Genomic DNA, 21,458 nt, shown 5'->3' on the forward strand with positions numbered 1-21,458 from the left:
TTTTCACATGCGTTATCGGAATAACGATTAATAGATATATTACTCAAAGTTAGGTTCAACCTTGAACTTAATCACATTTTTGGGTAGGATTCGCGCACTTATCTTTTTCGACACTTAGCTATTGCCGCTCTTTTATACACCTGTTTAGCTCCGCAATATGTTCGTGTCGGTAAATCCATTTAAAGCATAGCTGAGCACACATGTTCGAATTCCCACAATTTTCAAAGCACTCTGTAAAGAATGACGTTCTTTCAGGTCTTACTGTAGCACTTGCTCTAGTACCTGAAGCCGTTGCATTCGCCTTTGTTGCTGGTGTTGACCCAATGGTTGGTCTATACGCAGCATTCATCGTCGGTCTTATCACTTCTATCTTCGGCGGTCGTCCTGGCATGATCTCTGGTGCAACAGGCGCAATGGCCGTTGTAATGGTTAGCCTAGTTGCGACTCACGGTGTTCAATACCTCTTTGCCGCTATCATGCTAGCGGGTCTTCTACAGATAGCTGCGGGTCTATTCAAGCTCGGTAAATTTATTCGTATCGTTCCACACCCAGTAATGATTGGTTTTGTGAACGGTTTGGCGATTGTTATCTTCCTTGCGCAACTTGGCCAGTTTAAAGCACCAGACATCACTGGCGCGCTAACTTGGCTTCCAACAGACCAAATGACACTTATGCTTGGTCTAGTGGCACTGACTATGGCTATCATCCACTTCTTGCCTAAGTTTACGACTGCAGTGCCTTCTTCACTGGTTGCTATCGTGACTGTGACAGCGCTAGTGGTTGGTTTAGATCTAGAAACACGTACAGTAGTTGACTTCCTACGTACTATGTCTGGTGACGATGCTGCAACGCTTGCAGGCTCTCTACCAACATTCTCGATTCCAGCAGTACCATTTAACCTAGAAACGATTTACATCATCTTGCCTTACGCAGTAATTCTGGCGGCAATTGGTCTAATTGAATCGCTACTGACTCTGACAGTACTTGATGAAATGACAAACACTCGTGGCCAATCAAACCGTGAGTGTGTTGGTCAAGGCATGGCTAACGTAACGTGTTCAGTATTTGGCGCGATGGGTGGTTGTGCGATGATTGGTCAATCGATGATCAACGTAAACTCTGGTGGTCGTGGTCGTCTATCAGGCATCGTTGCTGCAGTTGCACTACTGATGTTCATCCTATTTGCATCGTCGCTAATTGAAATGATTCCTCTAGCAGCACTTGTGGGCGTAATGTTCATGGTTGTTATCGGTACATTCGAATGGGCAACGTTCAAGCTTGCGCGCCGCGTACCAAAACAAGACTTCTTTGTTATCGTTCTAGTAACGGTTGTTACTGTAATGACTGACCTTGCAGTTGCTGTATTTGTTGGTGTTATCGCTTCTGCGTTAATGTTCGCTTGGCAGCACGCTAAGCACATCTACGCAGATACTTGCATCAACGAAGAAGGCTCAAAAGAGTACAAAGTGAATGGCCCGATCTTCTTCGGTTCTACAGCGAACTTCCTAGAGCTATTTAACGCTCAAGAAGATCCTCAAGACGTTATTGTAGACTTCGCAAACTCTCGTGTAACTGACCATTCAGCAATTGAAGCGATCGATACTATTGCTGAGCGTTACGCTGCACAGGGTAAAACACTGCACCTACGTCACCTAAGCCAAGACTGTGTTGCTATGCTGCACAAAGCAGGTAGCTTGGTTGAAGCAAACGTTGCAGAAGACCCAATCTACAAGGTTATGTCTAAGTAATAGCTGATGGCTTTACATAGATAAGAATAAAAAATGCCGACGATAAACGTCGGCATTTTTGTATCGGCTTATTAAAGCGGAATACGATCTTGCTAAAGGGATTTCAGTATCGCTTCACTCGACTCTTCAATTAAATCGAGAACCAGCTCAAAGCCATCCCCCTCTCCATAGTAAGGATCAGGAATTTCCTCATAACTCGATTCACCATAGCTTAGAAACAGAGCCAATTTATACTGTAAGTGAGCCGGACATTGAGATTCTAGGTCAGCTAAGTTTGCTCTATCTGCAGCTAAAATTAGGTCGAACGTATCAAAATCTTGTGCCACTACTTTGCGAGAGCGAATTCCTTTAAAGCTGTAGCCCCTAGCCTCACCAGCCGCTTTAGAACGTGGATCAGGTGGGTTTCCTTGGTGATAACCGATTGTACCAGCGGAGTCAACTTCAACCTCGATCCCCCTAGACTTGGCCTTGGCTCGCAATATCGCTTCACCTGTTGGAGAGCGACAGATATTCCCCATACAGACTACCAGTATCTTTTTCATCTCTAATCACCTGTTCTTTCGATGGTTTTTGATAGTGTTAACTTAAGCTATGATAGTGCTAATCACAAATTATAAGGAAGAGTTATGTCGACTGAAGACAACAAAGAACAGCGCCATAAGGCCCGCCAACAGAAAGTTAAAGAACAAGTTGATGCTCGTGTTGCTGCTGCTCAGGAAGTTAAAGGCCTACTGCTTGTTATTACAGGTAATGGTAAAGGCAAGTCAACTTCAGGCTTTGGTACCATTACTCGTGCTGTTGGTCACGGTAAGAAATGTGCTGTTGCTCAATTCGTTAAAGGAACCTGGGACAACGGTGAAAAGAACGTACTTGAGAAACTCGATGTTGAATTTCAGGTGATGGGCACTGGCTTTACTTGGGAAACACAAAACAAAGCCAAAGATATTGAAGCTGCACAACGCGTTTGGACAGAGTGTAAGCGCATGCTTGCTGACGAATCGTTGGATGTGATTCTGTTTGATGAGCTGACTTACATGGTCAGTTACGGTTACATTGAACTTGATGAAGTTGTTGAAGCACTCAATAACCGACCGAAGATGCAATCAGTGATCATTACAGGTCGTGGCGCTCACCGCACACTTACGGAGATGGCAGATACGGTTTCAGAGGTACGTAATGTCAAACATGCTTTTGAATCAGGGGTTAAAGCTCTGCAAGGCGTGGATTGGTAATAACCCTCGAACAGGGATCCTCGACTCAGGCAAATCACGGCTTTGGCCGTGTTACCTCCTATAACAAAGGGCGAGCGTCTTAGAAAATCTCTGTTTTAGACGTTCAAATAAAAAAGCGCCACTCCTAATTAGAGAGTGGCGCTTCGTTTATATCAGACTAAAAACGGATTAGTTAAACAGACCTTTCAGAAGTCCATCTACCGCTTCCTTGGTTTTCTCATCTTTGATCTTATCCGTGAGTTTCTCCACACCACGGTCGATCTCTTTCTGAGCTTTCTGTTTCAATACGTCGTCGAACACTAAGCTAAACTTAGGATCTGCCCAAGCACCTGTAACCTTAATTGGAATCGTCACATCTTTAAGGTCATCAATGCTCTTGCCCCCCTGACCTTCCAGTGAGCCCACAATAGAGGTGCGCACTAGGAAATCAACGGTCTCCTTGATGAAGTTAGCCTTACCTGAACCAGTTACACGCAGCAGAGGTGATTGCGCTGAAAGGTCGTTAGTTGATACCCAACCTTTGTCGACTTTTAGTGTCGCCTTCATCGCACTGAAATCGGTCTTTTGAACACCTTCGCTCTCGTCGTACTTCTCACCCTTGATCTTCGCATAGTTCTCACGAATCAGCTGTGCTACGTTGATACCATTTACAGCACCATCGGCAAAGTTGATAGCAATAGTACCCACTAGATTCTGCTTGATACCTGTTGGAGTTAGGCTCTTACCAGAAACATTCACGTCAATGTTACCAGTACCTTCGAGCATATCGTTGTCCGCAACATCCACCAGCAATGGCTGAACCTTAACGCCCTTGATTGCTTTCTTAGCCGTGTATGACGCTGGTGACTTACGAGCATCCAGAGTCGCTGTCGCAGAAATAGAGCCTTCATAAAGGTTAGACGTGAATGACTCTAGTTTTGCGACGCCACGGTTAACCGAGAATGCCGCTTTTACATTCTGCATATGAGCGTTATTAGCTTTGAATTTATCAATTGTAATATCGCCTTTAACATCAAGCGTTTTCAAGGCTGTTAAGTCCGGTTCTACTTCTTTCGCAGGTGCTGAAGATTCAGCTTCTTTAGCTGGCTGTGAGGCTGCTGACGAATCAGAAGCGCTACCCAAACCTAAGAACTCGTCCAAATCAATATTCGGACTATGAAGAGAGAAGCGTACCTTAGGAATCTCAGAGAGCGTCACATCTGCTTTACCGTCAAGTGCGATGCTGTTCGCTTGAAGCTTCTCTAATACAAAGCTCAAGTGACTCTTAGTTAGATCAAAACTCAGATCAGATAGCATATCGACTTTCATTGGTGATTGAGGAAGTGCATCACCTTTAAACGTAGAGTCTAGAGTTAGCTTGTTAAGCACAACTTTTGAAATCGCGCTATCAACTGACAGTTCACCAGCGCCTTTCAGATCCAGTTCCATACCCGCAGCATTACCCACAACGCTATATGTTAAGTTATTCACTTTGTCGAACTCGAACGTATCAAGACCAATCTTAGCCGACTCAATTTGAGTACTTGGATCGCTAAAGGTCGCATTCAAGTCTATATTACGCAGCGCATAGCTCGCGAAGCCTTTTGCCAGCTTCAAGTCTGCACTGCCTTGCGCTGAGAACTTCTGCTGATTGTTCTCACCAGATGCGGAGAAAGTCGCTGTAGTCCACGTATCAGCCGCGAATTCAGATAGGTTAAACGCCACATCATATAGCTTGATAAATGAACCAGCTTGTTTGTCATCCATCTCGAACAATGCATTCGATACAGTCACACCGGCGAGGTTAATCGTCCAATTTGAGGCTGCACTTTCTTGTGGCGAAGTGGACGCTTCTTCTGGTTGAGTTGTTGTCTCTTCTGCAGGAGTAGCAGCGGTTTGAGCCTGTGTTAACGCATCAATATTCTTACTGCCATCTTTTAGAGTTTCTAAATAGAATTCAGCGCCATCCAGCGTAACGTTACCGATCTCAAGTTGATTGCTAAAAAGAGGTGTAACAGAGATATCAACGCCGACGGTATCAACTTTGAATAAGTTAGGTTGAGTGAAGCCCTGCGGATTACGCAGTTCTGTCTTTCCTAGTTCAAAACCAATCGATGGGAAAAATTGCCAGCTGATGTCACCTTCAATCACAAGCTCTAAACCAGTGTGTTTTTGGGCTTGTTCGACGATCAGTGGTTTAAACTGGTTGGGATTCACTAACAGCACTAGCGCCAGAATCGCCGCGATAACGACAACAACTGGGATAGCTATGAAAATGAGTAGTTTCTTCATCCGCATATTCCTTGCTTAGATTCCAAAAGAAAGTGGCACTATAAAAGTGCCACTTATTCGATAAAAAATAAAGCTAAGTTAAGAACTTATAACTAAATTCTTACTTTTGTCAGATGGTACCGACTACGCCTTTAATAGCTTAGCAATGTGAGCTTTCAAAACGTCGATTGCGATACGGTTTTTACCACCACGAGGGACGATAATATCGGCATGCTGCTTTGATGGCTCAATGAACTGCATAAACATAGGACGTACTGTCTCTTGATATTGCTTCAGTACAGAGTCCATCGTACGACCACGCTCTTCAACATCACGCTTAACACGACGCAGTAGACAAATATCTAGTGGTGTATCCATGAAAACACTCGCGTGCATCAGTTCACGTAGACGTGGATCTGTTAGCAGTAGGATACCTTCTAAAATGATCACTTTCTTTGGAGTAAGTGTAGTCGTTTCAGAAGTACGTGTGTGCTCAGAGTAGCTGTATTCTGGAACTTCAACCGCGTTGCCGTTCATTAGCTCTTTAAGATGCTCACACAGTAGATCGTGATCTAATGCATTTGGGTGGTCGTAGTTTGTTTTAACACGCTCTTCCATACTCAAGTGGCTTTGGTCGCTGTAGTAGCAATCTTCCGTGATAACACCAATTTGATGGTCGCCTACTTTTTCGCGCAACTCATTATAAATAGTACTAGCAATCAGACTTTTTCCTGAAGCTGAAGCGCCAGCGATACCTACGATGACACATTGATTATTATCAGACATTATTTTGCACCCGATATGGTTTTGGTGATGGGAATAGATAAACCGCCTGATTATAGGGGCTAAGCTCTATAGATTCTAGTCGCCATTTCAGCAAAATACCGTCAAATTGATGATCTAAATGGATTAAATCAAAATAAACGTTTGCTTAATGACCAGTGCCCATCAACCACTTGCACACTCTGTATAAATTATAAACTACTCAACCATTGAGAAGTTAATCGCTTCTGGTTTCACTTTGCCCGTCCAGTACATCTTACAGGCTACATTTTCGGCCAAATCGAGGTAATGGCGCGTATGCTCGCTGTCTGGTCGACGCACTACGGTTGGCATTCCCGCATCAATATCTTCACGGACATCGATGTGCAAAGGGATCTGAGCAAGAATATCAAGGCTAAACTCAACTGCCATCGCTTCAGCGCCACCAGAACCAAAGATATGCTCTTTTTCACCACAGTGGCTACAGATATGGTAGCTCATGTTCTCAACAAGACCCGCCACTGGCACGCCTACTTTGTCAAACATCGCCACACCTTTACGTGCATCCGCTAAAGCGAGGTCTTGCGGTGTAGTCACTACGATCGCGCCTGTCACAGGGATTTGCTGAGATAGAGTCAGTTGAATGTCACCTGTACCCGGCGGCATATCAATCACCAAATAATCCAGATCCGGCCATACCGTTTCATTCATGATCTGGCCAAGAGCTTTCGCTGCCATTGGACCGCGCCAGATAGCGGCATCGTCTTTGGAAACCAAGTAACCAATTGAATGAGTAAAGATCCCATGAGCTTCAATAGGGATCATCCATTTGTTATCACGCACTTCAGGTTTCGCTTGCATTTGGCCAAGCATCATAGGCACAGAAGGACCATAAATATCTGCATCCAATAGACCAACTTTAGCGCCTGACTTTGAGAGTGCTAACGCTAAGTTGACTGAGGTTGTTGATTTACCAACACCCCCTTTAGCAGACGTCACCGCAATGATATTTTTCACGCCTTTCACAGGGCTTGATACGGTTGTTTCAAGTGCAGCAGGCTTAATTCGAACTTCAAAGTCGAACCCAGCGACTTTCTGTTCAGCGATTTGATGTGATATCCAGTGTGATAGCTCTTCTACCAAGCTATTGGCCGCAAATGGAAGCGTAATGATGAATGACCCCTTTGGGTCTACCGTCACCATATTCGGTTGCGATGCCCATTCTGGGATTAGAAGTACATATTCAAACTCATTCAGCCAAGAACAAAAATCTTGCTTTGATGTGAAGTTACGCATTGGGGCTCCTTTTTTTGATTTATGCTATCACCCGCTGACGAAAGACTGAACCCTTAAAAAACTAAGGGATTCGTCAATTTGATACCTTGGCGTGACACCTGTTATAAAGTAGTATTACACATCAAATTTATACCCATCAAAAAGAAGCGAAATTTAAGTATGGCAAACGATCCAAGAACTCTTGATTCAAGGAAACTACTGGTCACTTGTGCCCTTCCGTATGCTAATGGTTCGATTCACCTAGGTCACATGCTTGAGCACATTCAAGCTGACATTTGGGTGCGCTACCAACGCCTACGCGGCAACACTGTAAACTTCATCTGTGCTGACGATGCTCACGGCACGCCAATCATGCTAAAAGCACAACAGATGGGTATTACACCAGAAGAGATGATCGCTGCTGTAAGTGAAGAGCACCAGAAAGACTTCGCTGGCTTCGATATTAGCTTTGATAACTACCACAGCACACACTCAGAAGAGAACCGTGAGCTGGCTTCACACATCTACCTAGAGCTTAAAAAGAACGGCTTTATCTCTAGCCGCACTATCTCTCAGCTATTCGACCCTGAGAAAGAGATGTTCCTACCGGATCGTTTCGTAAAAGGTACATGTCCTAAGTGTAAGTCAGAAGATCAATACGGCGACAACTGTGATAACTGTGGCGAAACATACAGCCCAACAGAGCTGATCGACCCTAAGTCAGCAGTATCTGGCGCAACACCAGTGATGAAAGACTCTGAGCACTTCTTCTTCGACCTACCTCAGTTCGAAAGCATGCTACAAGAGTGGACTCGCTCTGGTTCTCTTCAAGCTGAAACAGCGAACAAGATGCAAGAGTGGTTTGAGTCTGGCCTACAACAGTGGGATATCTCACGTGACGCGCCATACTTCGGCTTTGAAATCCCAGGCGAGAAAGACAAGTTCTTCTACGTATGGCTAGACGCACCTGTTGGCTACATGGCTTCATTCAAGAACCTATGTAACAAGACTGAAGGTCTAGACTTCGACGAATATTGGAAGAAAGACAGCACAACTGAACTTTACCACTTCATCGGTAAAGACATCGTGTACTTCCACTCTCTATTCTGGCCTGCAATGCTAGAAGGTTCTGGTTTCCGTAAGCCAAATAACGTATTCGTACACGGCTACGTAACGGTAAACGGCGCTAAGATGTCTAAGTCTAAAGGTACGTTCATTAAAGCAGCGACTTACCTAGATCACCTAGATCCAGAATGTCTACGCTACTACTACGCCGCTAAGCTAAACAGCCGCATTGATGACCTAGATCTAAACCTTGAAGACTTCACTCAACGTGTAAACGCTGACGTAGTAAACAAGATTGTTAACCTTGCATCTCGTAACGCAGGTTTCATCACTAAGCGTTTTGAAGGCAAGCTATCTGACAACTTCGCAGAGCCAGAGCTATACAACGAATTTGTTGCAGCTGCTGATCGTATTGCTGAGCTTTACGAAACTCGCGAATTTGGTCGTGCAATCCGTGAAATCACGGCACTAGCAGACAAAGCAAACCAATACGTTGACGAAAAAGCACCGTGGGTTGTAGCGAAAGAAGAAGGTAAAGACCAAGAACTGCAAGACATCTGTTCTGTTGGTATTAACCTGTTCCGCGTTCTGATCACGTACCTGAAGCCGGTAATGCCGGAGCTAGCAGCACGTACTGAAGCATTCCTAAACCAAGAACTGACTTGGGAAGGCATGGCTGCACCACTAACAGGTCACGAGATCACTAAGTTCAAAGCACTGTTCAGCCGTATCGACCCTAAGAAGGTTGAAGCGATGATTGAAGCTTCTAAAGAAGATGCAGCAGCGGAAGTTGCAGCGAAAGAGAAAGCAGAAGCGGAAAAGAACAAGGCAAGCCAAACCGAGCTAGACAAAGATCCAATCGCAGACGAGATTGAGTTCGATGCGTTCGCAGCAGTCGACATGCGTATTGCACGTATCATCTCTTGTGAAGAAGTGCCGAAGGCAAACAAACTGCTTAAGTTCCAACTAGACATCGGTGGTGAAACTCGTCAGGTGTTCTCTGGCATTAAGTCAGCGTACAAACCTGAAGAGCTAGAAGGCAAGCTAACCGTAATGGTAGCAAACCTTAAACCTCGTAAGATGAAGTTTGGTATGTCTGAAGGCATGATCCTAGCAGCGGGCCCTGGTGGCAGCGACCTATGGATTCTTGAGCCGCACGAAGGTGCACAGCCAGGTATGCGCGTAATGTAACGCCAACCACTGAATTAAAAATCCCCATCGCAGCAATGCAAGGGGATTTTTTATTTCTGTTGATATCCCACATTCTCTGATACATTCCCCCCTCAACTTTTCAGTCGAAAATACGCTTAATATACGAAACAATACTCGCGATTCTCGACTCACTGCCGAATTAGGACTCCTGTGACTAACAATGAAATCTTGCGCCGTATCCAACACGCGCTAAACCTGAAGAACGCCCAAATCATCAAAGCCTTTGAGCAAGCAGACTCTACCGTTGCGCATGACCAAGTAAACAACTGGCTAAAAGCTGAAGGTGAAAAGTCATTCTCAAAAATGAAAGATAAAGAGCTGGCAATCTTCCTAAATGGTTTCATCAATCTTAAGCGCGGTAAGAAAGAAGGCGAACAACCGAAACCAGAAGTATCACTGACCAACAACATGATCTTCATGAAACTGCGTATTGCATTAAACATGAAGGCTGAGGATGTACTGGATGCATTAGAAGTGATGGGAATTAGCCTAAGTAAGTACGAAATCGGCGCCTACTTCCGCAAGCCAAACAACAAGAACTACAAGACTTGTGAAGACCAACTATTGTGCGACTTCTTAAGCGGTGTTCAGTTCTCTCAGCGTCCTGATTCAGAAGAGTTTGCTGGGTAAGTCTACCCCTGTTAGCAAAACGGTAAACGAGAATAAAAAACGGCGAGCTATCAGATAGCTCGCCGTTTTTGTTTGTTCGCAGAACTTAGACTATTGGCTGTATTTATTAACTGTCGTCTTCAGTAAAGTTCGTTGGCAGTGTCGTTTTCATTTCGTTCCAAATCTGTCCACTTGCAACACCGTAGTTACGGATCACTAGAGGCAAGTTTTCACGCTCACCGCTCTCACAAATTACTAGCAGCTCTTTGTAGAAATCCATAGCTAGGCGACGCGCTTCTGGGTTAGAGAAGTAGTAGCTACCGATACGATCGTAAAGCTTACGAACACCATTAAAAATCAAACCGTAGATTTGGTTACCTGAATGGAACGCAAGGCGTTGGAACAACATGTAGTCGTAGAAGTTGAACGTTTTAGCGATAAGAATAGCTTGGCGTTTCTCTTCGTCTTTTTCGTTGTCTTCTTTTACTGCATGCTTAATTTTTTCTGCGTATGGAGAAGACTCTACAAACTCATCCCACGTTTTAGACGCAAGCAGTGCTTCACATGATTCAATCACGTTGATGATTGTGCGCTCAGAGTTTTCTTTGTTCGCCTTAAATGCGTAGCGCATAAAGATAGGGCTGATATTTGTACGTGCTGCAAGCAAGTCTTCTACGATGTTAGTCGCGTTATCAACGTCTAGCGTCATTAGCGTGTCTAGAATATGCAGACCCGACGTTTCCATGAACTGGTTCACCTTAGTTGGCTTACCATGTTGAATCGTCAACCAACCGTCACGGGCTAGACGCTGCAATACTTCACGTAGTGTGGTACGGGTAACACCGATTAATTCAGACAGCTCACGTTCAGCTGGTAGGATTGAGCCAGGGGGAAAACGGCCATTCCAAATACTTTCAATAATATACTTCTCTGCAAATCCTGCCGGGCTCTTCGCCTTAATGACCATCTACACTTCAATCCAATTTAATTATTTTGCTTTAATTGACTCATCATACCACTAGTTAGCGCCTCGCGGAAACACCTCGAAAAGTTTACTGACACCAAACCCACAATAGAGCTAAAACTCTAAATTGCAGCACGCGTTTGCACCTTTAGTCTAATATCGCTGCAAGGTATAACATCAAATTAAACAAAAATTTAACACAACATTTTGTCAATTAAATCATAGATATAGCTCATATTTTTAGATCTATTAAAATGCAATATTAAGTTGTAATAATCGAACATAAGGTGAGATTATTATGTAAATTTCAATCATTTCACGCAAATATTGATTCTAGTCGGTTTTTCTCACAATTTTAGTGTTATGCTTGCGCTACTTTGATCGCGTTTTTCAACAAAAAAGAGGTATTTTTAGGCCAACAGAGCATTTCCTGTTGACTAAATGTTATCTAAGAGTAGAGTTGCGCTCAAAAATGAGCAGTGCACGAGTTTCTAAGGGAGTGACTTGGCAAGGCCACAGAACATTACATGGAATGTAGTTTTTCTAAGTCACTGTTAGTTATAGTTTTTAACAAATTTCTATAGCTCGAAGCTCGAATGTTGTATTGCTTGTCAATTCATAATCAACATAAAAGAGTATTAACATGCCGATGTCTCTCGGAAACGCTTTCATCAAGAACTTTCTTGGTAAGGCTCCTGATTGGTATAAAGTTGCCATCATTTCGTTTTTAATCATCAACCCATTTGTTTTTTTCCTCGTTGATCCATTTGTTGCGGGTTGGCTATTAGTCGTAGAATTTATTTTTACGCTGGCAATGGCGCTCAAATGTTACCCTCTTCAACCAGGTGGTCTGTTGGCTATTCAAGCTATCGCAATTGGCATGACCAAACCTGAAATGGTTTACCACGAAATCCAAGCCAACCTACCAGTATTACTCTTACTCGTCTTCATGGTTGCCGGTATCTACTTCATGAAAGAGCTCTTGCTCTTTATCTTCACAAAGATACTGCTTGGCATCCGTTCTAAGATTCTACTTTCTGTTGCATTCTGTATTGCAGCTGCATTCCTATCAGCGTTCCTAGATGCACTAACAGTTATCGCAGTAGTAATTAGCGTGGCTGTCGGCTTCTACTCTATCTACCACAAAGTGGCTTCAGGCAAAGGCTCTAACTCGGCACACGACCACACTCATGATGAAGAGATTTCAGAACTGACTCGTGAAGACCTTGAAGACTACCGTGCATTCCTTCGTTCACTGCTTATGCACGCAGGTGTTGGTACAGCCCTAGGTGGTGTAATGACCATGGTAGGCGAACCTCAAAACTTGGTTATCGCTAAACAAGCGGGTTGGGAGTTCGGTGAATTCATCATTCGTATGCTGCCGGTAACACTGCCAGTATTCATCTGCGGCATCATCACGTGTGCACTTGTTGAGAAGCTAAAAATCTTTGGCTACGGTGCAAAACTGCCTGCTAACGTTCGTCAAATCCTTGTTGAATTTGATAACACGCAGAAAGCAAGCCGTACTAAACAAGACATCGCGAAGCTTTGGGTTCAAGGCGCAATTGCAGTATGGCTAATCGTAGGTCTTGCTCTACACGTAGCTGAAGTAGGCCTGATTGGTCTGTCTGTTATCATCCTAGCAACTGCGTTCACAGGTGTAATCGAAGAGCACTCTATGGGTAAAGCGTTTGAAGAGGCACTGCCATTTACCGCTCTACTTGCTGTATTCTTCTCAATCGTTGCTGTAATCATCGACCAAGGTCTATTTAAGCCTGTTATCGATGCGGTACTTCACGTAGAAGACAAAGGTGCACAGCTTGCCCTGTTCTACGTAGCGAATGGTATCTTATCTATGGTATCGGATAACGTATTCGTTGGTACGGTTTACATCAACGAAGTGAAAACTGCGCTAGTTGAAGGCATCATCAGCCGCGACCAGTTCGACTTACTAGCAGTAGCGATCAACACAGGTACTAACCTACCTTCAGTTGCAACACCAAATGGTCAAGCAGCCTTCCTATTCCTACTGACTTCTGCTCTAGCACCACTTATCCGCCTGTCTTACGGCCGTATGGTAATCATGGCATTGCCTTACACTATCGTGCTGGCTCTAGTTGGTCTTGCAGGTATCGTGTTCTTTGTTGAACCAATGACAGCTTGGTTCTACGATGCAGGTTGGATTGTTCAACATACTGGTGAAGTGACCTCTGTGATTTCAAACGGCCACTAATCGCCATAACGTGTCGTAAAGCTAATAAGTGAATCTAAGTAATGAAAAATAATCATTGATTAGGAAACTTATCCAAGATAAAAAGCTCTGAGTAATCAGGGCTTTTTTAATTTTATTGAAGGACTAAATTCGTGAACTTTCTTGTAATGCTCAAAGATTTCTCTAAAGGCCGACTTTCTTGGCTATTGTTACTTGGCTTCGTAATCTTCTTTGAAGCATGTGCGTTGTTCTTCCAACACGTTATGATGCTTGGCCCATGCGTAATGTGCATCTATGAGCGAATTGCTATGCTCGCCATTGGTGTTGCTGCAATGATTGGCGCTATCGCACCTAACAACCCTATAGTACGTTGGCTGGGCTTGGCTGGATGGGGATTCGGAGCCTACAAAGGTTTAATGTTATCGCTCGAGCACGTCGACTATCAGTTCAACCCATCTCCTTTCGCAACCTGTGATCTGTTCGTGACTTTCCCAAGCTGGGCACCATTGAATGAATGGGCACCTTGGATGTTTGAGGCTTACGGCGACTGCGCTAAAGTTGTATGGCAGTTTGTTGGTTTATCAATGCCACAATGGTTGGTAGTGATTTTCGCAGGTAACTTGATTGCACTGGGTCTCATCGTGATTTCTCAGTTCGCTAAATCGAAATAGGCGAAATTTGAAATACCAATAAAAAAGTCGACCGATAAGGTCGACTTTTTTGTTTTTCTGTTTAGCGAGCCGTTAGTCTAAAACTAAGCTTGCGCTCGACCGCAACACTGTTTGAACTTCCTACCGCTTTCACATGGGCAAGGATCATTTCGGCCAATGTTTTTAAACGGGTTTACGCTTTGAGCTTTGTTACCTAACATAGCTTCATCTGCAGCCAATGCTACTTCGTTAACCATTAAATCAACTTGACCAACAAGGTCTGCAAGCGCTGGTGGATTTTCCAGTCCTGCGGCTACCATTTGCTGCTGAGTCTGTTCTTCATCGATTGCTAACATCAGTGTCGTCAGAAGTGCTTGAAGCATTCTCAGTGTACCGTCAGCCATATTCGCTTGTTGCCACTGCTCTTCCACAGTCGGCCAAACCATCATAAAACCTTCAGCGACATCCGCAAATTGCTCATTGAAATCACCTTCAGCAAGAACCTCTGTCAGTAAGTATTCACTGCGCTGAATTAAATTATGTTGACGGTTAATCTGTTCAGTCACCAAACCGATGAAGCTCTCTTCTGCTTCTGGCGAGATCACAGCCAGCCACTCTTTCGGGTCTAGTGGCTTAGTAGCAAGGTTAGATGCCAAGATTGCACCTTCAACAAACTGAGGCGTACACTCTTGCGGCAAGCCATCTTGTTTTAATAGTTGATATGTCATTAATACTTCATCGTTCATATGAGATTTGCGCTAAGTATACTCGTTATCGTCCATCTGCACAGTTTACCTTTGGCTGAATTTACCGAGATGAGGTAAATTTTCCGAAAATGCGCCAATAGTGACAATCAACAAGGGACACCGTACAATCACGCCTCTTTATTTTCAGGACAGAGATGTTTCGGTAGTTCGATATGCGAGTAATACTAGGCCCGATGGAGGGTGTGTTAGACCACCTAATGCGAGAGATCCTCACGGAGATCAACGACTACGATCTTTGTGTGACGGAATTCGTTCGCGTAACGGATCAGCTGCTACCACCGCACGTCTTTCATCGTCTATGTCCAGAGCTGCACCAAGGCTCTCAGACTATGGCTGGTGTCCCTGTTCACGTACAACTGCTTGGTCAACATCCAGAATGGATGGCACAAAATGCTATTCAGGCAGCAAACCTTGGTGCGAAAGGTATTGACCTTAACTTCGGCTGTCCGGCTAAAGCGGTTAATAAGAGTAATGGTGGTGCTTCTCTACTCAAAGAGCCCGACCTTATTTACAAGGTCGTGAAAGCATGTCGCGAGGCAGTGCCTGAACATATCCCTGTATCAGCTAAAATTCGCCTTGGTTGGGAAGATCCTGAAGAGTGTTTTGAGATTGTCGATGCCATTGAGCAAGCTAAAGCTGATGAGTTAACAGTCCACGCCCGCACTAAAACAGGAGGTTACAAAGCCTCTGAGATTAAGTGGGATTACATCAACCAGATCCGTCAGAAGACGACACTACCACTCATTGCCAATGGTGAGATTTGGAACTACCAAGATGGTCAGAACTGTATTAAAGCGACAGGTATAGACTCCCTAATGGTGTGCCGTGGCGCGTTTAATGTTCCAAATTTAGGTAACGTTGTAAAACACAACCACCAGCCCATGCCTTGGAAAGAGGTATTAGCATTGCTGTTGCGCTATTCTGAGTTTGAAATTGAGGGCGACAAAGGGCTTTACTACCCTAACCGCGTCAAACAGTGGTTTGTTTATCTGCGTAAAGAGTACCCAGAAGCGGAAGAGATCTTCCGTGAGATCCGTACCTTTAAAAAGGCAGCACCAATCGTAGAACACATTCAGCGCTATCAAGATAAACTGTTATCAGCTCCGATAGCCTAGCTCCTCAAAACAATGTATTCGTCGATAGAGCGACATTCAACGTCGCTCTGAACATTAGAATACAATCTTGTTCTTACCTGTCGTTTTCGCAAGATACAGCTTCTCATCCGCACACTTAAACACTTCGTCAAAGTTCAAGTGAGTGCTTTCAGACTCAACAATGCAAGCACCACCGGAAACCGTGAAGCCTCCTTCGATAACATGGGTCGACTGTTCACAAATCGCAGTCTTCACGCGGTGGAGGATATTCTTCAACGTCTGGCGCTCTTCTCCCCTTAGGTAGACCACGAACTCCTCTCCACCAAACCGAGCGCCAACATCACTACTACGAATCCCATTGTGGATCTGACGCGCCATATAACGAATCACTTCATCACCTTTATCGTGACCGAAGGTATCGTTGATGCTCTTGAAGTTATCGATATCAAATACCACCAGCACGAACAGTTCGTCATGTTGAACATTACGCCAAAACGCCTCTAGCCCACGTCGGTTGAGCAAACCTGTCATTGGGTCTTTAGCAGCAAGTTCTTTGAAATAGCCCTTTTCAATTGTGCTATTGATGTAGAAAAAGATCATTACCATAAACAGATACACAGTGAGCGCTACAAAGACACTATCGGTTTCCGTCTTAACAAAAGCTTTCAGCTCTTTCATCACATCAAGTTGATAAAAGATCATATGATGTGCAGCGACACCATTTAGCTCCAAAGGCTGTATCCACACTGCGTCGTCAGGCGGCAATGCATGGGTCAAGTCAACAATATTTATCTGACCAGCAAGTAGATGGCTCTGTGACGTCAGTAGCTTACCCGAGTCGATATCCACAGAAAGCATGCCTTGATGGCTGCCTTTGTAAAATACCGGTATCGTCATGCTAATCACTCTATCCAACGTATCGGTTCGATAAGTGGGGCCAGCTAGGGTTAACAGATCTGGGTTGTTGGCTGTCCTCTGCCAATATGGGCGGCTCTTAATTGTCGACAAGAGCTCTTTCCCTAAGCCTTTAGCGAAATCCTCAGGTGAAGAGATCACATACCCCTTAGCATCAATAAAATGAACGCCAAAGTAGTAATCATCTAATTGCGCTAAGAAAGAGAGAATGGGGGCGAGCGCCACTTTCTCACTGGCACTTCGATAGGCATCACTCAATTCAGAACACAACGACTCATTGCCAACCAACATATAGTTAATATCAACGGAAGGGATATCTGCGGTTTTACCGTCGGCAAGCAACAGGCCATCAATCGGCCATATACGGCACACGCCATCTACCACAGTCTTATTGTGGTCTAAGAATAGAGGGTTACTGGATTTGTAGTAATTAGAGAAGCTGTAGTCGAGAGCAGTAACAACCGTTGTCGTTCGTTCAAACGCATCAATGATTCTTTGATATTCGTACGTAACTTCTTTCTCTACCGCATCGAGGTGATTTTTAGCGATAAGCGCAAGCAACATGCTGATAATAATGGCGGGAAAGCCAAAAACAAAGGTTAGGCTAAAGTGCCTATTAACTTTCATAAACTGTATGCTCTTCTGCTTATCTATTTCCCATTAATATTATTACATCAGTAACGACATTCAACCCGATAAAATTATGTAATTTGTTATTTCACAAATAGATATGACTCGAAAACTTCGCCCCTTGTCGCTGATGAGTCGAACAAGGGGCTACTTTAATGGTAACTAGTAAGTGAGCAATAGGGGTTAGTTAACAAGCACTAGCGAAGAGACCGGTTTTAATGACAATTGCAGCTGGCCATCTTCAACGCTCAACACAGAGTTTTCATCGAATAGCGAGCTCAGTTCACCAGATTCAAACCCTAGCTTCCAAACTGGAAGCGTAACCTCAGAGACTGATGAACCAAGGTTTATGGCAACTAACGTGTGTTCTTGGTCCAAGCTTCGAGCATAAACCAACACGTTGTCGTCACAGTAAAGCTCTTGGTAAGCGCCTGTTTGCAAACTTTGACGCTCATGCCTCAACTGAATGAGTCTCTGAGTAAAGACATACCAGCTCGACGTCTGTTCTTCTCCCCACGGGAAACAACGTCGGTTATCTGGGTCTTGACCACCTTCTAGTCCGATTTCAGTACCGTAGTAAAGGCAAGGCGTTCCGACGTAGGTCATCAGTAATGTCAGAGCAATAGCCTGTTTCTGTGCATCACCGTCAAGCAATGAGATAAAACGCGCAGTATCATGGCTGTCTAGTTGATTCAATTGAGACAGTTGATTCTGCCAAGGCACTTTGGCACGAGCTTCAGCTAACCAATCAGAGAAATCTCGCATACTGATATCAATTGGCTCATAAGCGATGTCTTGCTTAGCCAAAAGAGCGCGAACGGGATGAGCAAACCCGTAGTAGTTCATGGAGCCATCTTCTTGGTCTCCCTGCAGCCACGAAGTCGCTTCAAAGAAATGCTCTCCGAGTATGTAGGCATCTGGGTTTTGGCTTTTAGCCGCGTTACGAAACTCTCTCACGTAGTGGGCGTTGTTATAGGCACCCTCGCCTTCGCCAAGCATATGGATCACATCAAAACGCCACCCATCAATGCCATAGGGTGCTTTAAGCCAGTGTTTGATCACCGAATCTTCTGATTGATAAATATAGTCTCGAACCGAGTCATTGGAGAAGTTCAATACGGGCAGAGAGTTAATACCTTTCCAACCTACGTAACTTTTCGCGTCATCTTCATTGAAAAAGTAGTAGTCATGGTACTCAGAGTCAGACTGACCAAAAGCCCCGGTGCCACTTGTGCCTAACTTATCAAACCATGGATGCTCAACCGACGTGTGGTTAAACACCGCATCTAACACCACTTTCATACCTCTTGAATGCAAATCAGCTGACAGCGCAGCAAACTCTTGATTGGTACCAAAGTGAGGATCGACATTGTAATAGTCGGTGGTGTCGTATTTATGGTTGCTTGGCGATTCGAATATTGGGTTCAAGTACAGCGCCGTAATACCCAAGTCTTGCAAGTAATTGAGTTTGCTATGTATGCCCGCTAAGTCTCCACCAAAGAACTCCGCAGCACCAGTGCCATTATGGCCTTCAACATCAGCCCCCCACTCTTTTACCACGACATCAAGAGTGCCCTCTTTTAATCGGTACTCGCCAGGCTGAACACTAATCTCTGGTTTCCCGTTACAAAAACGTTCTGGGAAAATCTGGTAAAACACTTGCTCAGGTACCCAGCTTGGCGGTTGATGATCAGCATTGTATTTAAAGTGATGCGCACGGCTTGGCATACGCAAATGAACGCCTTGTGAGTCCAACCAGAATTGGCCAGTGTTACTCAATAGTTTAAAGGTATAGTGGGTAATGGATTGATCGGAGTTAAGTGGAATCTGCGCTTCCCAGACAAAAAGTCGCCCTTGTTTTCCGACCAAAGACATGTCCACCAGATACTCTTCATTGTCTGGTTCATGGCGAATTTGCACCTTAATCCAGTCATCACGATCTGTATGGAGCTTTAAAGTAAGTACTCTTTGCTCAAGTTGAACGTAATCGCAGGTTTGAGCATGGAATAGATATGGACGCATAACGAATCTCGAACGTTGATTGATTCGCTAAAGATATGAAAAATCCTATTCGTAACAATGTGAAAACTATCAACAATTAAAGTGGATCACGCTTTGTAGCCCTACATTGTTCAAATAAAGTTCACTGGTTAGTGTTTTGTAGGGCTATCGTTTACTGCACGCTTGTCGCTTGATCTAAAATGGAAGTTGGCAATGTGATTCGAAACTTCTTTAGTGCCTCAAGATTTATCTTGAGGGTTGAGCTTTTAGGCGTTCTTACATTTAACTTCCCCGGCTGTTCACCCTCTAAAATCGCAGCCACATACTCTGCCGTTTCTAAACCAATTTGGTAGTAATCAAGACCAGCTCCAATAACCGCACCATTTTTGACATAGGCGGTGGTCCCCGCAACGACAGGTGTGTTCTGGCTATCGGCGGCTTGAATCAGATCATCGATGGCACTTGCCACTGTATTATCGGTCATCGCATACACCACATCAGATTTGGCAGCCACCAGACGAGTTTTCTCTTCCACCTCATCAACAGTAAACACTGGCTCGATATGCAATGTTAAATCGTATTGTTTCGCTGCGTCTTTCAACATTGACGTTAGAGCGACCGCGTTCGACTCTCCTGGGTTATAGACAACACCGATAGAATCGACATCGGGCATCAACTGTTTAATAAGCTCAACGTGTTGATGTACCGGTGAAAGATCAGACAACCCCGTTACATTGCGACCCGGCTTTTCCAACCGTCTTACTAGACGCGCACCAACAGGGTCCGTCACTGCTGTAAACACAATAGGAATGGTGCGCGTTGCTGAAACCAACGCCTGAGAAGATGGAGTCGCTATTCCGACCAATACGTGCGGGTTTTTGCTCACCAACTCTCTGGCAATTCTAGCAGCTTGGGCAGGCTTACCGTCTGCGATTTGTGATGTCAGCTCTAAATTCTTACCATTTTCATAGCCACGAGATTTTAAGCCATCAATCAGCCCTTTGTGCGCTGCGTTTAAGTCGGGATGATCGATAATCTGGGAGATAGAAACTTTTGCACTGCTTGCTAGAGAGACGCCAGAATAAAAGAGCGCCACCACACTCATCAACATGGCACTCGACCAATTCAACCTTATTTTCATCAGCACTCCCTGTGATGCACTCTCCTGCCTGCTTCCATATATCCACTGTTGCATAAATGGAATGGCGTATTATTACATTACTGATAGTATTACCAGTAAGAGTAAAGTAACGAAAGCTAAAAATAACAAAAGTGCAACAAGTGTCGAATTTATGAGCTAGCTTCAAAAATTAGAGTGAAAGGTCTGAAATGGAAAATTGAAAAGGCGACTAAGCGCACAAAAGAAAAGCAGGAGCAGGAGAGATCAAAAACGCCCCAAAGGAATCTCTAGGGCGCAGTGATTTATGATGTTGTTTGAAACTTGGTTTAACTTAGAACCAACGTTCCATTGATGACTTATCAAGTTGCCGGAAGGCTCGATTCAAAATGATCGCCAGCTCTTTATAGCGTGGGCGAGACTTCATTGGCTCTAAAGCAAAGCCCGTTTCAGTAATCTTTTCATGCAGTTCACGATACCAAGATACCAATGCTGGTGGCAGTTGTGTATTGGAGCGGTTGCCCAACCACCACATACCTTGCAGTGGTAAGCTAATCGCAAACAAGGCCATAACCACAGCTTGCGGCATCGCTTGATAATTGTTGAATACCATCTGCGTTAAAATGCTGATCGCTGCGATCGCTGGCATAACCTTAATACCAAAGCGAGTAGCCTTAATAATGCGTTGCTCGGGAAAGATCGCATTTAACTCTTTTCTGACAGGCCAGAGATCCATGTACTTTTGGCCATCTTTTAAACTACTGGCTAACCCAACTCTATTGCTCATATGAGTCTCCCGTTAAAAAAAAGTTGAAATCATCAACTAAAAACGCAAAAAATTGACGAAAAATAATATTCTTTCAAATTTTTTTGTTATATTTGCACAATATCGCTATTATTTGCAGACCTCAATCTCATTGTTGCCCTTATTTACAATTTAAGCAACTTTGTGACG

Annotated in this window: 17 protein-coding genes; 7 read left to right on the plus strand and 10 right to left on the minus strand. The window is 44.2% G+C overall.

Features of this window, described 5'->3' with window-relative positions; genetic code table 11:
- The first annotated feature begins 200 nt into the window (after window positions 1–200).
- Window positions 201–1,748 (plus strand): SulP family inorganic anion transporter, encoded by a 1,548-nt coding sequence (locus FIV04_RS09915; protein WP_032552029.1) that lies wholly within the window; start codon window positions 201–203, stop codon window positions 1,746–1,748.
- 92 nt (window positions 1,749–1,840) lie between these two features.
- Here the strand turns inward: FIV04_RS09915 and FIV04_RS09920 are convergent, their stop codons facing one another.
- Window positions 1,841–2,290, minus strand: coding sequence for a low molecular weight protein-tyrosine-phosphatase (locus tag FIV04_RS09920; RefSeq protein WP_152469037.1), 450 nt, complete (start codon window positions 2,288–2,290; stop codon window positions 1,841–1,843).
- 84 nt (window positions 2,291–2,374) lie between these two features.
- Here FIV04_RS09920 and cobO point away from each other — a divergent pair, with 84 nt between their 5' ends.
- Window positions 2,375–2,980: a cob(I)yrinic acid a,c-diamide adenosyltransferase gene (gene cobO / locus FIV04_RS09925; RefSeq protein ID WP_032552027.1), complete on the plus strand. Its 606-nt coding sequence runs from the start codon at window positions 2,375–2,377 to the stop codon at window positions 2,978–2,980.
- 168 nt (window positions 2,981–3,148) lie between these two features.
- On the opposite strand, the gene FIV04_RS09930 is transcribed toward cobO, so the two are convergent.
- The 3 genes from FIV04_RS09930 to apbC form a co-directional block, all read right to left on the minus strand.
- Window positions 3,149–5,251: an AsmA family protein gene (locus FIV04_RS09930; protein ID WP_152469038.1), complete on the minus strand. Its 2,103-nt coding sequence runs from the start codon at window positions 5,249–5,251 to the stop codon at window positions 3,149–3,151.
- Window positions 5,252–5,374: 123 nt separating this feature from the next.
- Complete coding sequence (gene udk, locus FIV04_RS09935; protein ID WP_032552025.1) at window positions 5,375–6,016, minus strand: uridine kinase; 642 nt, start codon at window positions 6,014–6,016, stop codon at window positions 5,375–5,377.
- Between the two features lie 195 nt (window positions 6,017–6,211).
- Window positions 6,212–7,288 carry an iron-sulfur cluster carrier protein ApbC gene (apbC, locus tag FIV04_RS09940; RefSeq protein ID WP_152469039.1) on the minus strand — a complete coding sequence of 359 codons (1,077 nt, stop codon included), beginning with the start codon at window positions 7,286–7,288 and terminating at the stop codon, window positions 6,212–6,214.
- Window positions 7,289–7,447: 159 nt separating this feature from the next.
- Here apbC and metG point away from each other — a divergent pair, with 159 nt between their 5' ends.
- Together metG and FIV04_RS09950 are read left to right on the plus strand one after the other, a co-directional pair.
- Window positions 7,448–9,523, plus strand: coding sequence for a methionine--tRNA ligase (gene metG / locus FIV04_RS09945; RefSeq protein ID WP_152469040.1), 2,076 nt, complete (start codon window positions 7,448–7,450; stop codon window positions 9,521–9,523).
- A gap of 171 nt (window positions 9,524–9,694) precedes the next feature.
- Window positions 9,695–10,174, plus strand: coding sequence for a DUF1456 family protein (locus FIV04_RS09950; RefSeq protein ID WP_150893958.1), 480 nt, complete (start codon window positions 9,695–9,697; stop codon window positions 10,172–10,174).
- Window positions 10,175–10,280: 106 nt separating this feature from the next.
- On the opposite strand, the gene fadR is transcribed toward FIV04_RS09950, so the two are convergent.
- Entirely contained in the window at window positions 10,281–11,120 is an 840-nt protein-coding gene (fadR, locus tag FIV04_RS09955; RefSeq protein ID WP_032552021.1) for a fatty acid metabolism transcriptional regulator FadR, read from the minus strand.
- Between the two features lie 640 nt (window positions 11,121–11,760).
- Here fadR and nhaB point away from each other — a divergent pair.
- Both nhaB and dsbB read left to right on the plus strand, forming a co-directional pair.
- Window positions 11,761–13,350 (plus strand): Na(+)/H(+) antiporter NhaB, encoded by a 1,590-nt coding sequence (nhaB, locus tag FIV04_RS09960; RefSeq protein WP_032552020.1) that lies wholly within the window; start codon window positions 11,761–11,763, stop codon window positions 13,348–13,350.
- Window positions 13,351–13,496: 146 nt separating this feature from the next.
- Entirely contained in the window at window positions 13,497–14,000 is a 504-nt protein-coding gene (gene dsbB, locus FIV04_RS09965; RefSeq protein WP_152469563.1) for a disulfide bond formation protein DsbB, read from the plus strand.
- An 83-nt stretch (window positions 14,001–14,083) separates the two neighbouring features.
- Here the strand turns inward: dsbB and FIV04_RS09970 are convergent, their stop codons facing one another.
- Window positions 14,084–14,707 (minus strand): YecA family protein, encoded by a 624-nt coding sequence (locus FIV04_RS09970; protein WP_152469041.1) that lies wholly within the window; start codon window positions 14,705–14,707, stop codon window positions 14,084–14,086.
- A gap of 191 nt (window positions 14,708–14,898) precedes the next feature.
- Between FIV04_RS09970 and dusC the strand changes: the two genes are divergently transcribed.
- Window positions 14,899–15,861: a tRNA dihydrouridine(16) synthase DusC gene (gene dusC, locus FIV04_RS09975; protein WP_152469042.1), complete on the plus strand. Its 963-nt coding sequence runs from the start codon at window positions 14,899–14,901 to the stop codon at window positions 15,859–15,861.
- Window positions 15,862–15,915: 54 nt separating this feature from the next.
- Here dusC and FIV04_RS09980 read toward each other — a convergent pair whose 3' ends face one another.
- The 4 genes from FIV04_RS09980 to yfbV form a co-directional block, all read right to left on the minus strand.
- Entirely contained in the window at window positions 15,916–17,382 is a 1,467-nt protein-coding gene (locus tag FIV04_RS09980; protein WP_152469043.1) for a diguanylate cyclase, read from the minus strand.
- A gap of 186 nt (window positions 17,383–17,568) precedes the next feature.
- Entirely contained in the window at window positions 17,569–19,407 is a 1,839-nt protein-coding gene (malZ, locus tag FIV04_RS09985; protein ID WP_152469044.1) for a maltodextrin glucosidase, read from the minus strand.
- A 151-nt stretch (window positions 19,408–19,558) separates the two neighbouring features.
- Window positions 19,559–20,527 (minus strand): ABC transporter substrate-binding protein, encoded by a 969-nt coding sequence (locus FIV04_RS09990; RefSeq protein WP_152469045.1) that lies wholly within the window; start codon window positions 20,525–20,527, stop codon window positions 19,559–19,561.
- 310 nt (window positions 20,528–20,837) lie between these two features.
- Window positions 20,838–21,290 (minus strand): terminus macrodomain insulation protein YfbV, encoded by a 453-nt coding sequence (yfbV, locus tag FIV04_RS09995; protein ID WP_032552015.1) that lies wholly within the window; start codon window positions 21,288–21,290, stop codon window positions 20,838–20,840.
- Window positions 21,291–21,458: the final 168 nt, after the last annotated feature.

The organism is Vibrio sp. THAF190c (assembly GCF_009363355.1).
In the GTDB taxonomy this organism is placed as follows: Bacteria; Pseudomonadota; Gammaproteobacteria; order Enterobacterales; family Vibrionaceae; genus Vibrio; species Vibrio fortis_A.

Coding starts and splice junctions, on each gene's coding strand:
- dsbB (WP_152469563.1), top strand. CDS start 13,497: ATGCTCAAAGATTTCTCTAAAGGCCGACTTTCTTGGCTATTGTTACTT.
- malZ (WP_152469044.1), bottom strand. CDS start 19,407: ATGCGTCCATATCTATTCCATGCTCAAACCTGCGATTACGTTCAACTT.
- fadR (WP_032552021.1), bottom strand. CDS start 11,120: ATGGTCATTAAGGCGAAGAGCCCGGCAGGATTTGCAGAGAAGTATATT.
- FIV04_RS09930 (WP_152469038.1), bottom strand. CDS start 5,251: ATGAAGAAACTACTCATTTTCATAGCTATCCCAGTTGTTGTCGTTATC.
- FIV04_RS09920 (WP_152469037.1), bottom strand. CDS start 2,290: ATGAAAAAGATACTGGTAGTCTGTATGGGGAATATCTGTCGCTCTCCA.
- FIV04_RS09915 (WP_032552029.1), top strand. CDS start 201: ATGTTCGAATTCCCACAATTTTCAAAGCACTCTGTAAAGAATGACGTT.
- FIV04_RS09980 (WP_152469043.1), bottom strand. CDS start 17,382: ATGAAAGTTAATAGGCACTTTAGCCTAACCTTTGTTTTTGGCTTTCCC.
- metG (WP_152469040.1), top strand. CDS start 7,448: ATGGCAAACGATCCAAGAACTCTTGATTCAAGGAAACTACTGGTCACT.
- apbC (WP_152469039.1), bottom strand. CDS start 7,288: ATGCGTAACTTCACATCAAAGCAAGATTTTTGTTCTTGGCTGAATGAG.
- dusC (WP_152469042.1), top strand. CDS start 14,899: ATGCGAGTAATACTAGGCCCGATGGAGGGTGTGTTAGACCACCTAATG.
- nhaB (WP_032552020.1), top strand. CDS start 11,761: ATGCCGATGTCTCTCGGAAACGCTTTCATCAAGAACTTTCTTGGTAAG.
- cobO (WP_032552027.1), top strand. CDS start 2,375: ATGTCGACTGAAGACAACAAAGAACAGCGCCATAAGGCCCGCCAACAG.
- FIV04_RS09970 (WP_152469041.1), bottom strand. CDS start 14,707: ATGACATATCAACTATTAAAACAAGATGGCTTGCCGCAAGAGTGTACG.
- FIV04_RS09990 (WP_152469045.1), bottom strand. CDS start 20,527: ATGAAAATAAGGTTGAATTGGTCGAGTGCCATGTTGATGAGTGTGGTG.
- udk (WP_032552025.1), bottom strand. CDS start 6,016: ATGTCTGATAATAATCAATGTGTCATCGTAGGTATCGCTGGCGCTTCA.
- yfbV (WP_032552015.1), bottom strand. CDS start 21,290: ATGAGCAATAGAGTTGGGTTAGCCAGTAGTTTAAAAGATGGCCAAAAG.